Raw genomic sequence first — 14,594 nt, 5'->3', positions numbered from 1 at the left:
GATTTGCCTTGGTACGAGAAACCAGAAACCCCGCGAAGACCCTAGCGGAAAAATGGTTAATGCATCCTTGCCAATACCCTCAAATCGGGTGATCGGCAATCGGCAAAACTCACTGGTTTCTCGGGTGTGACCCGTCTGCCTCACCCGGTCTTTGTTCCATCCTTGCCCTTCATCGACGGCGTCAGGTCACCGATGAAGTCGCCGATGCCAGGGCGCTTGGCGGCGCGGAATGGCAGGGGGCGGCAGAGGTCCATGGCGGCGATGCCGATTCTGGCTGTCATCAGGCCGTTGATCACCCCTTCGCCGAGGCGAGTGGACAGCCGCGCCGCAAGGCCATGACCCAGCACCTGCTGGGCAAGGCCATCGCCAATGGCAATCGAACCGGTGACCGCGAGATGGGCAAAGACATCGCGGAGCAGCCGCAGCATGCCGAGAGATCCGGGGCGCCCGCCATAGAGATCCGCCATGCTGCGGACGAGGCGCACCACCTCGAAGAGGACATAGGCGAGGTCGACGACGGCACGGGGGCTGACGGCGGTGACGACCGAAACCCGCTTCGCCGAATTCAAGATCAGGGCGCGTGCCTTTACATCAAGCGGCGACAGCAATTCCCGTTCGGCAAGCTCGATCAGCTGCGGTGCATCGATGATATCGTCTTCGACAGCCGCTAGCGTCTTCTGGCCGCGCGCAGTCTCGGCACGATGTGCGACGAGTGCGGTCAGTTTCTTCACGACCGTGGCCGCCTGCTTCCGCTTGCCGCTCTCGGCCGCTGCTTCCGCCTCAACCTTGAGGTCTTGAACGGTATCGAGGCGCCAGAGCCCGACGAGCTCGCGCCCGACCGCGACCATCAGCGCCAGAAGCCCGATGGCCAGGGCGCCAATCGCGAGGTAGCCGAGCCAGTCGGCCCGGGCGAAGAGATCCGAGATCAGACGGTCGACCCAAAGGCCGAAGGCGAGCGACAGGAGGAGCCCGAAGGCACCGGTCGCAAGCTTGGCGAAGGAGAAACGTCTGCGGCGCGGTTCAGCGACGGGCACTTCGGGCAGGGCCTCGGTTGCGGCGATGAAGGGGTCCTGGTCGTCGGGGACAATGACAACGTCGCCGGCAAAGCTGCGTGGCGCGCGGTTTTCGGCCGTGCGGGTGCGCGGCGCCTCTGGCTCCACGGTGAAGGCTGCCGGCCGCCTCTGGGGATCAGGGTGGGATGATGGAGGTGGGCCGGTCGGAGGTACGGTCGGTTTCTTCATGCGAGACGGTCTCCGAGCAGGAATTGCAGCGCCCGGTCGAGGCGGATATGCGGCACGGACAGAGTGATGCCCTGCTTCTCGTCGAGTTCGGGCGGCCTGAAGCGCACGATGCTGAGATCCGGCAGGGTAGCGGAGGCGTCGTTTTCGTCGATCGAGCGGAAATAGGCTTCCGGATCGCGCGGCAGATCGCCGGGGAAGACCGCCGTCTTGCGCTTGCCGTCGAAGAGTTCGTCGCCGATGCGCTCGCCGGCCATCGGAGTTCCGACGATAACCGGCAGATCGTGGCCATCCTGTTTCACATTGGCTTCGCGGGTCGCTCGCACGGAGGCGAGCGCCATAACCTCGATGCCGGCACCGCTCATACCGATCGTCTTGATCGCGCGGTTGACGAGGCGTCGGGTGAGGATCTCCAGCCTGTCATGGCTTTCGTGGTGCAGATGGTCCGCCTTGGTGGCGGCAACCAGAACCCGGTCGATCCGGCGGCGCACAAGCGCCGTCAGCACATTGGTGGAGCCGGCACGGAAGCAGGCGAGCACGTCGCCGAGCGCCCGTTCGAGATCCTGGACGGCTTCGGGGCCGCGGTTGATCGCCTGCAGGGCATCGACGAGCACGATCTGGCGATCGAGCCGTGCGAAGTGTTCGCGGAAAAAGGGTTTGACCACGACGGACTTGTAGGCCTCGAAGCGACGCTCCATCATCGCCCGCAGCGACCCCTTGGGCGCGCGACCCTCCGGCAGGATGGGAAGGGGAGCAAAGGTCAGGGCCGGCGAGCCGTCGAGGTCGCCCGGCATCAGGAAGCGCCCCGGCGGTAGCGTCGACAGGGAGCGCTCATCCGATTTGCAAAGCCGCAGATAGGTGGTGAAGGCTTCGGCCAGGCGTTTTGCCACCATCTCGTCTGCCGGCCCATCGGGATCCACCGCTGCTGCGAGCGCCAGCCATTCACGGGCCAGTTCCGAGCGAACGCCGGAGGCGGCGAGGTTGACCGTGTTTTCGGAAAATGTCCTGTAGTCCTGCCCCAGCAAGGGCAGGTCGAGAAGCCATTCACCGGGATAGTCGACGATGTCGATCGACAGCTTTCCCGAAGACAGCATCCGGTTCCAGGTGCTGGCGCTCTTGTATTCGATCGTCAGCCGCAATTCCGAGATCGCACGGGTCGAGTCCGGCCACACCCGCTCCTCCACCAGTGCGCGGATGTGGTCCTCGTACTGGAAGCGCGGCACAGCGTCATCGGGCTGCTCCTGCAGAGCTGCACCGACCATACGCCCGGAACGGAGCGGCTCGAACAGTGGCAGGCGACCGCCATGCAGGAGATTGTGCACCAGCGAGGAGATGAAGACCGTCTTGCCCGCCCGCGACAATCCCGTCACACCGAGCCGGATGGTCGGATTGACCAGATGGGCGGCGCGGTCGGCGAGATTGTCGAATGCGATCGCGGCTTCGTCGGTCAGGCTGGTGAGGGATGGGGGCAAGGCATCGTCCTGCAGAGACTGTGGCGGGTCTGGCTCATCGGCGGCAAGCGGCCGTCAACGCCATTTCTCTACATATAGGCGGGGCGTGCAGCGCAAAAAAGAGGCGACCTACGCGTCTCGGCTGATCTGGTCAGCCGACCAGAAAGTCCCGAAGCGCATAGGCTTCCTCGCTGATGGAGTCGATCACCGCGAGGCCAGATGTCGGATAGCCCTCTGGCACAGTGCGGGCCATGACGTCGTTTCCGCATAGCCGCGCAAAGACTTCTTCGATGGCCGGGTTATGGCCCACGAGCATCAGGGCCTCGACGCCGCGGGTCGAGCTGACGATTTCGAGATAGGCCTCGGCGGGTGCGTTGTAGAGCGCGTCGACATAGCGAAACTCGACGAGGCCGGAGAAGACGCGGTTGATCGCCTCCGCCGTCTGTCTGCAACGCTTAGCCGTCGAACATATCACCAGATCGGGGCGATAGCCCCTGTCGGCTGCTGTTTCCGCCAGGATTTCCGCTTCGGCGAAGCCGGCATCCGAAAGGCTGCGGTCGAAATCGCGACCGCCGGGCTCGGCCCAGCCGGATTTCGCGTGACGCAGCAGATAGATGCGCTGGGGAAGCTGAATGGAGGGCGTCATCCTTGAGGTATCCACATGCGATGGAGCTTGTGAACTGACGTACCGGTTCTTAGGCCTTGCCGTCAACCATGCCGCGTCGAAGCCAGTATCATCCCATCGCGGTAGGGGAGTATGTATCCGCCATCGAGATGAAAGCAATTTATGCTTAAAAAATAGAAGTTTAGATGAAAAATGTAACAGATTTAAAAATAGCTTGGAAACAGTCAGAAGGCTTGAACCGGTTGCCTTGAAAGGTTATACACCCGCCCATTGAGATGTTCTTCAGGAGAATCGCGTTGAGTGAGAAGATCAATCTTAGCAATTATGTGCTCTCGGAGGACGAAGAGTTCATGAACGCCAATCAGCGGGCCTATTTCAGGGCAAAGCTGATCGCCTGGAAAAACGACATCCTGCGCGAAGCGCGTGAGACGCTCGACCACCTGGCTGAAGAGAGCGCCAATCATCCTGATCTTGCAGACCGGGCTTCCTCAGAAACAGACAGAGCCATCGAACTGCGAGCCCGTGATCGGCAGCGCAAGCTGATTTCCAAGATCGACGCGGCACTGCAGCGGATCGATGACGGGACTTACGGCTACTGCGAAGAGACCGGTGAGCCGATCGGTCTGAAGCGTCTGGATGCCCGCCCGATTGCGACGCTGTCGATCGAGGCACAGGAACGGCACGAGCGCCGCGAAAAGGTCTATCGCGACGAGTGAGGGCGAGACCTCAGACCTGTATTTCGAAGGAATTCAGACCCGCCCCGGCGGGTCTTTTCTTTTTGCGGCGAGCCGTCGCGGCAGGTGCCCCGACCCGTCAGGGATTGCGGCTGGCGGACATCTCGCCAAAGATCCGGGCGATCTCGTTCTGCAGATTGGGTTCTGGAGCCGGCTGCGAAGCGTTAGGCGAAGCCGGCGTTGCGCGGTTTGTTTCCGGCAAAATGGCGGCAATCGGCGGGCGCGGACGGTCGGCACGGGTTTCCGGCAGGATCTGGGGCGTCTGAGGCGCAGGCTGCGGCGCCGGCGCCGGGTCTGTCGCCAGATGCAGTGCCATCTCTTCTTCGAGGACGCGCTCGAAGTCGCTCATGTCACGCGCTTCGGGTTCGCTCGGCCCGGCTGAGGGCTGGCTTTCCACCTGCGGGTCGATGCGTTGCGGTTCCACGAGACGCGCGCTGGCGGTTGCTTGAACCGGCACGAGCACCCGTTGGCGTGCCGCTTCCAGCAGATCTTCTGCGGCAGGCGCATCGATGACGCTAGGCGTTGCGACTTGTGGTTCGACCCTGACCTCCTCGATCTTCCGGGCATCGAGCTCGTTCCGCATGATCGGCTCGACAGGCTCGATCCTGAAAGCTTCAATCGGCTGCGTGCCGCTCGTCTTGGCCTCCATGGGGCTCTCATCCACGCCGATCATCGGCTCATTGCGGCGCATGACCGGTTCGATGTCGACCGGGGCGGTCGCGGTCGGCGCTGATGCGACCATCATGGGTTCGAGGCTTGCAGTCGGCTGGACCGGCGACGGCTCGACAGGCGGTTCGGGACGCGCGACCGGTTCGACTGCGGGCGCCTGGACCCGGACCTGAGGCGCCACTTCCGGGCGTGCAGTCATGGCCGCTGCTGCCACGGGGGCCGCTGCGGCGGTCGCAACTGCTGCCACCGGGGCGGCTGTCACCACGGTTTCGATGGCCGGTTCTGGGCCACGCATCTGTGCGGCTTGCGGACGACGTGGCTCGGCGATCGGCGCATGCATGGGCTGAGGATCGACCTGCGGTGAAACGGCGGCTGGCCGGGGCGTTTCCGCGGCCATCGGGCGTCTGGCCGGCGCTTCTGCTGGTGCGCTGGCCATGATGGCAGGGGACGCGACCGCGGCGGATGCGATTGCCGGTGAGGCAGGTTCGGTGGCGGCAAGGGCCGGCCGAACAGTCGTCTCAGCCAGATCCTGCTGCTCCGCCAAAGCCTGGGGCTGGATCGGCCTTGCGCTGAGGTAGGGGCGCTCATCGCCAATGCCGCTTTCGATCACGATGTCGGTCGGGCCGCCGATCATGACCAGATGTTCGACATTGTCGCGGCGCACCAGCACGATCCGGCGACGGGTATCGACGGCAGCAGCATCCAGCACCTGCAGACGTGGCTGGCGGTTGCGACCGCCGCGCACGAAAGGCGAGGGCGCCCGGTTGCGCAGGAGCCAGAGCACGATGAACAGGCAGAGCAAAGCGAGGCTGACGCCGAGTGCCGCCACGAGAAACTTGTCGCCATAGGCGTTGATCAGCTCATCCAGCATGTGCGTGCTCCTTTTGACAAGCTTTCTGGCAGAAGACGGCTCCTTCCGCAATCTTGCGTGCGACCGCGCCCACGTTGCGGGGGCGAAAGGTCGGGCAAGATCGGTCAGGATTGCGGCATTCCTGTGGGGGAGCGGCCGAGCGGGGCCGTCTGGCCCTTTCTTTGCTTTTTGCAGCTACGGCATATTGATAAACAGGTGGAAGCGCCGATTCTCGCTAGGTCGGATCTTCCGTGCGGTTAGGCAAGAGGCATCAATGACACGAAAGCAGTATGATCAAGATGGAGACGGCCCGCTGGTCGATCGCCGTAATGGCGTCGGCATGGCGTTGCGCATCCTGCTGCTGGCCCTTGCCCTGATCGCCGCATCCGCCGCCTTCATCTTTTTCCGCGACCAGCTCGACAATCAGGTGGTGCTCGGCGTTCTAGGTATCCTGGCGATGATGGGGATCTTCTTCATCGTCTCGGCAGTGATCGGTTTCATCGAGGTGATGCCGCAGTCGAACAGCGACACGCTGGCCCGCCGTTTTCTCTCAAGCCAGCCGGATGGCACGCTGATTACCGACAGCGAAGGCCGCATTGTTTTCGCCAACGTGGCCTATGGCACGATGACCGGCGCGCGCAAGGCAACTGAGGTGCAGACGCTCGAAGCGCTGCTCTCGCGCTACCGGGAATCGAGCGAGGCGCTCTACCGCCTGACCAATGGTCTTCGCGAGGGGCGCGACAGCTACGAGGAATTCCGGCTGCTGAAGCCGCTCGGCAATCAGACGGTCAACGGCTCGGGTGCCCATTGGTACCGGCTGAAGGCGCGGTTGTTGCCCGGCGAGGGACGCGGCAAGCCGCTGCATGTCTGGCAGATATCGGACATCACCGCCGAGCGTGACGATCAGGAGCGCTTCTTCAAGGAATTGCAGCACGCCATTGATTATCTCGACCATGCGCCGGCCGGTTTCTTCTCCGCCGGCCGCAAGGGGGAGATCTACTATCTGAACGCGACGCTCGCCGAATGGCTCGGGGTCGATCTCACCCAGTTCAACCCGGGCTCGATGACAATCTCGGATCTCGTGGCCGGGGAAGGCATGGCGCTGATCGATTCGGTGCAGGCCGAACCGGGCCAGGCCCGCACGGAAACGCTCGACCTCGATCTCAGGCGCGTGAACGGCCAGAGCCTGCCCGTACGCCTCGTGCACCGAGTCCGCGCTGCCCGCGACGGTGCGCCAGGTGAGAGCCGTTCGATCGTCCTCGCGCGGACCCAGAGCGAAAACGGCGACCAATCCGATTCTGTCGCCTCGATGCGGTTCACCCGCTTCTTCAACAATACGCCCATGGCGATTGCGTCCGTCGACGGCGAAGGCCGGATCCTCAGGACCAACGCCCCGTTCATGAAGCTCTTTGCCGACATCATCTCGCGCGACGAGATCGAACGGCACGGGCTGATCGAGGTGGTGCTGCATGAAAGCGAACGCGAGGGCTTCCGGGGCGCGCTCGCTGCCGCCATGGACCGCCAGGTCGACATTTCGCCGATCGACAGCCGTCATCCGACGAATGACGTCAGGCATTTCCGCTTCTACGTGAACGCCGTCATCGACCAGAGCGACGAGGCGCCGGAAGAGGCGGCGATCGTCTATGCCGTCGATGTGACCGACCAGAAGGCGCTCGAGGCGCAGATGGCGCAGACGCAGAAGATGAATGCGGTTGGCACACTCGCCGGCGGCATCGCGCATGACTTCAACAACGTGCTGACGGCGATCCTTCTGTCCTCAGACCACCTGCTTCTGCAGGCGCGGCCATCGGATGCGAGCTTTGCCGACCTCATGGAGATCAAGCGCAACGCCAATCGTGCCGCCGTGCTGGTGCGGCAATTGCTCGCCTTCTCGCGCAAGCAGACGATGCGCCCGAGCGTCTTGAACCTCACCGACGTGATCGGCGACTTGAGAATGCTGGTCGATCGCTTGATTTCGGGCACGAATGTCAAGCTCAAGGTCGATTACGGCCGCGATCTCTGGCCGGTGAAAACAGACCTGTCGCAGTTCGAGCAGGTGCTCATCAATCTCTGCGTCAATGCGCGCGATGCGATGCCCGATGGTGGTTCGATCACCGTGTCGACCCACAACATCACTGCCGAGCAGGCCGAAGGCTTCGGTTATCGCGGTCTGCCGTCGGAAGACATGGTGCTGGTCGAGGTTGCCGACAATGGCACCGGTATTGCGCCCGAGATCATGGACAAGATCTTCGAGCCCTTCTTCACGACGAAGGAAGTCGGCAAGGGTACGGGCCTTGGGCTTGCCATGGTCTACGGCATCGTCAAGCAGTCCGGCGGCTACATCTATCCCGAGTCCGAGGTGGGCAAGGGGACGACCTTCCGCATCTTCCTGCCGCGCCATGTGCCCGAGGTGCAGCCGGTTGCTGAAGGGCAAGCCGTCAACGCGACCGTCAATGGTGACACCATCACGGTCGCCCCGGCTCAAGGGGCAGCCGAGGCCCAGGAGACGCCGGATCTCACCGGCAAGTCTGCCGTCGTTCTGCTCGTCGAAGACGAAGAGGCGGTGCGGCGTGGCGGCAAACGTATGCTGGAGACGCGCGGCTACACTGTCCACGAGGCCGGATCCGGCGTCGAGGCGCTCGACATCATGGAAGAGCTGGATGGCGAGGTGGACATCGTGGTGTCCGACGTCGTCATGCCGGAGATGGACGGCCCCACCCTTCTCACCGAACTGCGCAAGAAGTATCCGGATCTGAAGTTCATCTTCGTCTCGGGTTATGCCGAGGACGCCTTTGCCCGCAATCTGCCGGCTGATGCCAAGTTCGGCTTCCTGCCCAAGCCCTTCTCGCTGAAGCAACTGGCTGTGGCAGTCCGCGAAATGCTGGACGGCGAAGGCTGAGGCTTTTCGTGTCTGTCCATCAACAAACAAAAAAGCCCGCCGGAGCGATCCGGCGGGCTTTTTTGTTTGACGTGCGTTTGGCCGATCAGCCGTTCATGGCGACGGCGATCTCGGCTGCCAGACGGGCATTGTTCTCGACCAGTGCGATATTGGTCTTCAGCGAGCGACCACCGGTGAGGTGGAAGATATTGTCGAGCAGATAAGGTGTCACTGCCTTGCCGGCGATCTCGTCGCGCTCGGCATTGGCAAGCGCCCGGCTGATATAGATTTCCATTTCCTCGCGCGGGATCTCGTCGGCTTCCGGAACCGGGTTGGCAATCAGCATGCCGCCATCGATGCCGAGCTGGTCGCGCATTTTCTGGAAATTGGCGATCGCGGCCGGGCTCTGCAAGTTGAGGAGGCTCTTCAGGCCCGAGCTTCGCGACCAGAAGGCAGGGAAGTCTTCGCTGTCATAGGTGACGACGGGCACGCCACGCGTTTCCAGCACTTCCAAGGTCTTCGGAATGTCGAGGATCGCCTTCGGGCCCGCCGAAACGACGATCACTGCCGTGCGCGCCAGTTCTTCGAGGTCGGCGGAGATGTCGAAGCTTTCTTCGGCGCCACGATGCACGCCGCCAATGCCGCCGGTCGCAAAGACATGGATGCCGGCACGGTAGGCAGCGATCATCGTTGCCGCGACAGTGGTCGCGCCGTTGCGGCGCTCGGCGATCGCGAAGGCGAGATCGGCGCGCGACAGCTTCATCACATGCTCCATCTGCGCCAGCGCCTCAAGTTCTGCCGGCTCCAGACCGATATGCAGCACGCCCTTGATGACGGCGATCGTGGCGGGCACGGCGCCCTGCTGTCGGACGATGTCCTCGACGCTGCGGGCCATCTCAAGATTGCCCGGATACGGCATTCCATGGGTGATGATGGTGGATTCGAGTGCCACGATCGGTGCGCCGCGCTGTTTGGCGGCGCTGACTTCGCTCGAATAGGTGATGGGCAGAAGAGGCGATATGGAACGGGTCATGGGGGGATCTTCCGTTAGAAATTCAGGGTCTCATGACAGGAAACGGGGCGGCGGGACAAGAGCCATTTGACGTGCAAGCTTCTCGCATGAGAGATTTTCATCCGTCGCATTGGGGCAGGCGAGGGTGATCGCAGCACTTGCCGTGCCCTGGCGCAGTGCCACGTCCAGTGTCGCGCCGGACAGGCGGGCATGCAGGAAACCGGCGGCGAAGGCATCGCCGGCCCCGGTGACATCGGCGATCTGCTCGAGCGGTTCAGGCACGATCAGGGCTATGTCCTTTTCATCGAAGACGACGGTGGGACCACCGCCGCTCGTGACGCTGCCGCCGCGCAAGCCCTTGGCGCGCAACAGGTGCGGCCAATGCTCAGCCCGCTCGGGGCGCTGGCCGGCAATCGCTTCGGCCTCCGCGCCATTCATGAAAAGATGGGTGAGAAAGGGCAGGGCGCGCGCGAACTTCACCACCTTGGCCGGCGAAATCGCGATGGCCGACAGTCCCTTGCCAGCTGCATGACAACTTGCCGCCAGAGCGGTCAAGGTGTCCGCCGGCAGGTTGGCGTCGGCCAGAACGTGATCTGCCTCGGTGAGGCTGTCGCGCATCGACCGCGCCCGCATCCGCCGCGCCGAAAAGGCGTCGTAAAGCGCCATGTCGGCGAGGGCGATGACCAGATTGCCGTCTCGCTCGAGGACGGCCGTATAGCTCGGGGTGGCGCGATCGAGAAACATCACGGGCTGGTCGTCGAGACCGGCGCGTTCGGCTGCATCCGCCACCATCTGACCTGCGGCATCCCCGCCGCGCGGTGCAATCAGGCGGACCGAGTGGCCCAGGCGGGAGAGATTGCATGCCGCGTTGAAGACGCCGCCTCCGACTTCCTCGAACCATTGCCCGGGATTGCTCGCACCCGGCTTCGTGTCACCGAATATGCGGCCTCGCCGGTCGATATGAGCGCCCCCGATCGCCAGAATTTCGGTCGTCATGGGCCTGCCTCCAGCATTGGCGAAACACGAATCGAACCGACGCTTGCCACGGTCTGCCTTGGAGCTGCGCCCCTCACAGACGTGCTCGCACCGCCGCGCGGAACATCGTTCGAACACGGGCTCGAAAACGGTTTAGATTCAACCGCTTCGCTTGCTCTTGCAAAATTAGAACAAAAAGAGTACATATTCCCCATCGGCGGCTTCATTGCCTATGCGGCCTCAATAACCTAAAGGTGGATCAAATGGCACAGAATTCTTTGCGGCTGGTAGAGGACAAATCGGTGGATAAAAGCAAGGCATTGGAAGCGGCGCTCTCGCAGATCGAACGGTCGTTCGGCAAGGGCTCGATCATGAAACTCGGCGCGAACGAGAGCGTGGTCGAAGTCGAGACGGTCTCGACGGGGTCGCTCAGCCTCGACATCGCGCTCGGCATTGGCGGCCTGCCGAAGGGGCGCATCATTGAAATTTACGGGCCTGAAAGCTCGGGTAAGACGACGCTTGCGCTGCAGACCATTGCCGAAGCGCAGAAGAAGGGCGGCATCTGCGCCTTCGTCGACGCCGAACATGCCCTTGATCCGGTCTATGCCCGCAAGCTCGGCGTCGATCTGCAGAACCTTCTGATCTCGCAGCCGGATACAGGCGAGCAGGCACTCGAAATCACCGACACGCTGGTGCGCTCGGGCGCGATCGACGTGCTCGTTGTCGACTCCGTTGCAGCGCTCACCCCGCGCGCCGAAATCGAAGGCGAAATGGGCGACAGCCTGCCGGGCATGCAGGCCCGCCTGATGAGCCAGGCGCTGCGCAAGCTGACCGCCTCGATCTCCAAGTCGAAGACGATGGTCATCTTCATCAACCAGATCCGCATGAAGATCGGCGTCATGTTCGGCTCGCCGGAAACGACGACCGGCGGTAACGCTCTGAAGTTCTACGCCTCCGTGCGTCTCGACATTCGCCGCATCGGCGCGGTCAAGGATCGCGAAGAGGTCGTCGGTAACCAGACCCGCGTCAAGGTCGTCAAGAACAAGATGGCACCGCCCTTCAAGCAGGTGGAATTCGACATCATGTATGGCGAAGGCGTCTCGAAGACCGGTGAGCTCGTCGATCTCGGCGTCAAGGCCGGCATCGTCGAGAAGTCCGGGGCCTGGTTCTCCTACAACAGCCAGCGTCTTGGCCAGGGGCGTGAAAACGCCAAGCTCTTCCTGCGCGACAATCCTGCCGTCTCCCAGGAAATCGAGATGGCACTGCGCCAGAATGCCGGTCTGATCGCCGAGAAGTTCCTGCAGAATGGCGGGCCCGACGCGAATGACGCTGATGGTGCCGACGACGCGTAAACTGCCGTCCATCTTCGACTGATTTGTCGGCCGCGTTTCCTTCGAGACGCGGCCGGTTTTCGTTTCGGCTGCTGGACAGGGATGAAGCCGGGCGATAAAAGCCATTGATTTTGCAAATTGGCCGGGTTCCGGCCTGAATGAAGGGCGTGACATGAGCGGTGTAAACGACATCCGGTCGACTTTTCTCGATTACTTCAAGACGAACGGTCACGAGGTCGTTTCCTCCAGCCCGCTGGTGCCGCGCAACGACCCAACGCTGATGTTCACCAATGCCGGCATGGTGCAGTTCAAGAACGTCTTTACCGGTCTCGAACAGCGGCCGTATACCACGGCTGCGACGGCGCAGAAATGTGTGCGCGCCGGCGGCAAGCACAACGACCTCGACAATGTCGGCTACACCGCGCGCCACCACACCTTCTTTGAGATGCTCGGCAATTTCTCCTTCGGCAACTACTTCAAGGAGCGCGCCATCGAGCTTGCCTGGAACCTGATCACTAAGGAATTCGGCATCGACCGCAACCGCCTGCTGGTCACCGTCTATCACACGGACGACGAGGCGCATGGCCTGTGGAAGAAGATCGCCGGCCTCTCGGACGACAGGATCATTCGCATCCCGACCAGCGACAATTTCTGGGCCATGGGTGACACTGGCCCCTGCGGTCCGTGCTCCGAAATCTTCTACGATCACGGCGATCACATCTGGGGCGGCCCTCCGGGTTCGCCGGAAGAAGACGGTGACCGGTTCATCGAGATCTGGAACCTCGTCTTCATGCAGTACGAGCAGGTGACCAAGGAAGAGCGCATCGACCTGCCGCGGCCGTCGATCGACACCGGCATGGGTCTCGAGCGCGTTGCGGCCCTCCTGCAGGGCAAACACGACAACTACGACATCGACCTGTTCCGCGCATTGATCGACGCCTCCGTCGATCTGACCGGCGTGAAGGCCGAAGGCGAGCGTCGCGCAAGCCATCGCGTCATCGCCGACCACTTGCGCTCGTCGGCCTTCCTGATCGCTGACGGCGTGCTTCCTTCAAATGAAGGTCGAGGCTACGTGCTTCGCCGCATCATGCGCCGTGCGATGCGTCACGCGCAGCTGCTCGGAGCGAAGGACCCGGTCATCTACAAGCTGCTGCCGGTTCTTGTGCAGCAGATGGGTCGCGCCTATCCGGAACTCGTCCGGGCTGAATCCCTGATCTCCGAGACGCTGAAGCTCGAGGAAACCCGCTTCCGCAAGACCCTGGAGCGCGGGCTGACCCTGCTCTCGGATGCAACTGCAACGCTCGACAAGGGCGACAGCCTCGACGGCGAGACCGCCTTCAAGCTCTACGACACCTATGGCTTCCCGCTCGATTTGACGCAGGATGCGTTGCGCGGCCGCGGTATCGGCGTCGACCTCACTGGCTTCAACGACGCGATGCAGCGCCAGAAGGCCGAAGCCCGTGCCAACTGGGCGGGATCTGGCGACAAGGCGCAGGAGACCGTCTGGTTCGAGCTGAAGGAAAAGTTCGGCGCGACTGAATTTCTTGGCTACAGCTCTGAAACCGCCGAAGGTCAGGTTCTGGCCGTGGTCAAGGATGGCAAGGTGATCGAGCAGGCAAGTGCCGGCGAAGAGGTGCAGATCGTCGTCAACCAGACGCCGTTCTATGGCGAGTCCGGTGGCCAGATGGGCGATACCGGCGAGATCGTCGGCGAAGGCTTCTCGCTTGCCGTGAACGATACCCAGAAGAAGGGTGAAGGCGTCTTCGTGCATGTCGCGACTGTCCAGAACGGGGTGGTCAAGGCCGGGGGCGCGGTTCAGTTGAACGTCGATCATGCCCGTCGCTCGCGGCTGCGCTCGAACCATTCCGCTACCCATCTTCTGCATGAGGCACTGCGCGAAGTGCTCGGCACCCATGTCGCCCAGAAGGGTTCGCTTGTTGCACCCGAGCGCCTGCGTTTCGACATTTCGCATCCGAAGCCGATCTCGGCCGAGGAGCTGAAGGTGGTCGAGGAGATGGCAAACGAGATCATCATCCAGAACGCGCCGGTCACCACCCGCCTGATGGCGGTTGACGATGCGATTGCCGAGGGCGCCATGGCGCTGTTTGGTGAGAAGTATGGCGATGAGGTTCGCGTCGTCTCGATGGGAACGGCGCTGCGTGGCGAGAAGGCCGGCAAGTCCTATTCGACCGAGCTTTGCGGCGGTACGCATGTGTCGGCGACCGGCGATATCGGGCTCGTTCGTCTGGTCGGCGAAAGCGCCGTCGGCGCCGGTGTGCGCCGCATCGAGGCGCTGACGGGTGAGTCGGCGCGCGCCTATCTCGCCGAGCAGGACGAGCGCGTGAAGACGCTCGCTTCGACGCTCAAGGTTCAGCCGACCGACGTCGTCGCTCGTGTGGAGGCCCTCGTGGACGAGCGCCGCAAACTTGAGAAGGAACTCGCCGATGCCAAGCGCAAGCTCGCCATGGGTGGCGGCGCATCGGGCGGTGCCGAGGCACCAAAGCAGGTGAACGGCATCAACTTCATCGGCCGTATCCTGGCTGGCATCGACGCCAAGGATTTGAAGGGCATGGCCGATGAGGCGAAGGCCGATATGGCGACCGCTGTCGTCGTCCTGATCGCGGTTGCCGAAGATGGCAAGGCGAGCGCTGTGGTCTCCGTCACGCCTGACCTGACGGACCGCTTCAGCGCTGTCGATCTGGTGCGCGTGGCCTCTGCCGCGCTCGGCGGCAAGGGCGGCGGTGGACGTCCTGACATGGCCCAGGCCGGTGGTCCGGATGGCGCCCAGGCTGATGCCGCAATTGCTGCAGTCGAGGCGGCACTCGCCTGAT

At 62.9% G+C, this 14,594-nt stretch carries 10 protein-coding genes; 4 read left to right on the top strand and 6 right to left on the bottom strand.

Going from position 1 to position 14,594, the window contains the following annotated elements:
- Positions 1 to 140: 140 nt before the first annotated feature.
- The 3 genes from D4A92_RS18480 to D4A92_RS18470 form a co-directional block, all read right to left on the bottom strand.
- Positions 141 to 1,241, bottom strand: a complete 1,101-nt coding sequence (locus D4A92_RS18480; protein ID WP_203016442.1) for a YcjF family protein — start codon at positions 1,239 to 1,241, stop codon at positions 141 to 143.
- Positions 1,238 to 2,710 (bottom strand): YcjX family protein, encoded by a 1,473-nt coding sequence (locus D4A92_RS18475; RefSeq protein WP_203016441.1) that lies wholly within the window; start codon positions 2,708 to 2,710, stop codon positions 1,238 to 1,240. The genes D4A92_RS18480 and D4A92_RS18475 overlap by 4 nt, the downstream gene beginning before the upstream one ends.
- Before the next feature lie 130 nt (positions 2,711 to 2,840).
- Positions 2,841 to 3,335 (bottom strand): SixA phosphatase family protein, encoded by a 495-nt coding sequence (locus D4A92_RS18470; protein WP_203016440.1) that lies wholly within the window; start codon positions 3,333 to 3,335, stop codon positions 2,841 to 2,843.
- 275 nt (positions 3,336 to 3,610) lie between these two features.
- Between D4A92_RS18470 and dksA the strand changes: the two genes are divergently transcribed.
- Positions 3,611 to 4,030, top strand: coding sequence for an RNA polymerase-binding protein DksA (dksA, locus tag D4A92_RS18465; RefSeq protein WP_006726101.1), 420 nt, complete (start codon positions 3,611 to 3,613; stop codon positions 4,028 to 4,030).
- 97 nt (positions 4,031 to 4,127) lie between these two features.
- On the opposite strand, the gene D4A92_RS18460 is transcribed toward dksA, so the two are convergent.
- Positions 4,128 to 5,588, bottom strand: a complete 1,461-nt coding sequence (locus tag D4A92_RS18460) for a flagellar biosynthetic protein FliO (protein ID WP_203016439.1) — start codon at positions 5,586 to 5,588, stop codon at positions 4,128 to 4,130.
- Positions 5,589 to 5,841: 253 nt separating this feature from the next.
- Here D4A92_RS18460 and cckA point away from each other — a divergent pair, with 253 nt between their 5' ends.
- Entirely contained in the window at positions 5,842 to 8,466 is a 2,625-nt protein-coding gene (gene cckA / locus D4A92_RS18455) for a cell cycle histidine kinase CckA (protein ID WP_203016438.1), read from the top strand.
- An 85-nt stretch (positions 8,467 to 8,551) separates the two neighbouring features.
- On the opposite strand, the gene D4A92_RS18450 is transcribed toward cckA, so the two are convergent.
- Both D4A92_RS18450 and D4A92_RS18445 read right to left on the bottom strand, forming a co-directional pair.
- Positions 8,552 to 9,478, bottom strand: a complete 927-nt coding sequence (locus D4A92_RS18450; protein ID WP_006726105.1) for a pseudouridine-5'-phosphate glycosidase — start codon at positions 9,476 to 9,478, stop codon at positions 8,552 to 8,554.
- A 30-nt stretch (positions 9,479 to 9,508) separates the two neighbouring features.
- Positions 9,509 to 10,453 (bottom strand): carbohydrate kinase family protein, encoded by a 945-nt coding sequence (locus D4A92_RS18445; protein ID WP_203016437.1) that lies wholly within the window; start codon positions 10,451 to 10,453, stop codon positions 9,509 to 9,511.
- 242 nt (positions 10,454 to 10,695) lie between these two features.
- On the opposite strand from D4A92_RS18445, the gene recA reads away from it, so the two are divergent.
- Together recA and alaS are read left to right on the top strand one after the other, a co-directional pair.
- Positions 10,696 to 11,784 (top strand): recombinase RecA, encoded by a 1,089-nt coding sequence (recA, locus tag D4A92_RS18440; protein ID WP_006726107.1) that lies wholly within the window; start codon positions 10,696 to 10,698, stop codon positions 11,782 to 11,784.
- A gap of 151 nt (positions 11,785 to 11,935) precedes the next feature.
- Entirely contained in the window at positions 11,936 to 14,593 is a 2,658-nt protein-coding gene (gene alaS / locus D4A92_RS18435; protein WP_203016436.1) for an alanine--tRNA ligase, read from the top strand.
- The last annotated feature ends 1 nt before the right edge of the window (position 14,594 follow it).

It is taken from the genome of Rhizobium rosettiformans (assembly GCF_016806065.1).
Lineage (GTDB): Bacteria > Pseudomonadota > Alphaproteobacteria > Rhizobiales > Rhizobiaceae > Allorhizobium.
The sequence above is the reverse complement of the archived record's forward strand: the minus strand, read 5'-3'. Positions and strand labels throughout refer to the sequence as shown.

Bases quoted from the DNA above. Each gene is read 5' to 3' on its own strand.
- D4A92_RS18480 (WP_203016442.1), bottom strand. From the start codon at position 1,241: ATGAAGAAACCGACCGTACCTCCGACCGGCCCACCTCCATCATCCCAC.
- D4A92_RS18470 (WP_203016440.1), bottom strand. From the start codon at position 3,335: ATGACGCCCTCCATTCAGCTTCCCCAGCGCATCTATCTGCTGCGTCAC.
- D4A92_RS18460 (WP_203016439.1), bottom strand. From the start codon at position 5,588: ATGCTGGATGAGCTGATCAACGCCTATGGCGACAAGTTTCTCGTGGCG.
- cckA (WP_203016438.1), top strand. From the start codon at position 5,842: ATGACACGAAAGCAGTATGATCAAGATGGAGACGGCCCGCTGGTCGAT.
- D4A92_RS18450 (WP_006726105.1), bottom strand. From the start codon at position 9,478: ATGACCCGTTCCATATCGCCTCTTCTGCCCATCACCTATTCGAGCGAA.
- D4A92_RS18445 (WP_203016437.1), bottom strand. From the start codon at position 10,453: ATGACGACCGAAATTCTGGCGATCGGGGGCGCTCATATCGACCGGCGA.
- recA (WP_006726107.1), top strand. From the start codon at position 10,696: ATGGCACAGAATTCTTTGCGGCTGGTAGAGGACAAATCGGTGGATAAA.
- alaS (WP_203016436.1), top strand. From the start codon at position 11,936: ATGAGCGGTGTAAACGACATCCGGTCGACTTTTCTCGATTACTTCAAG.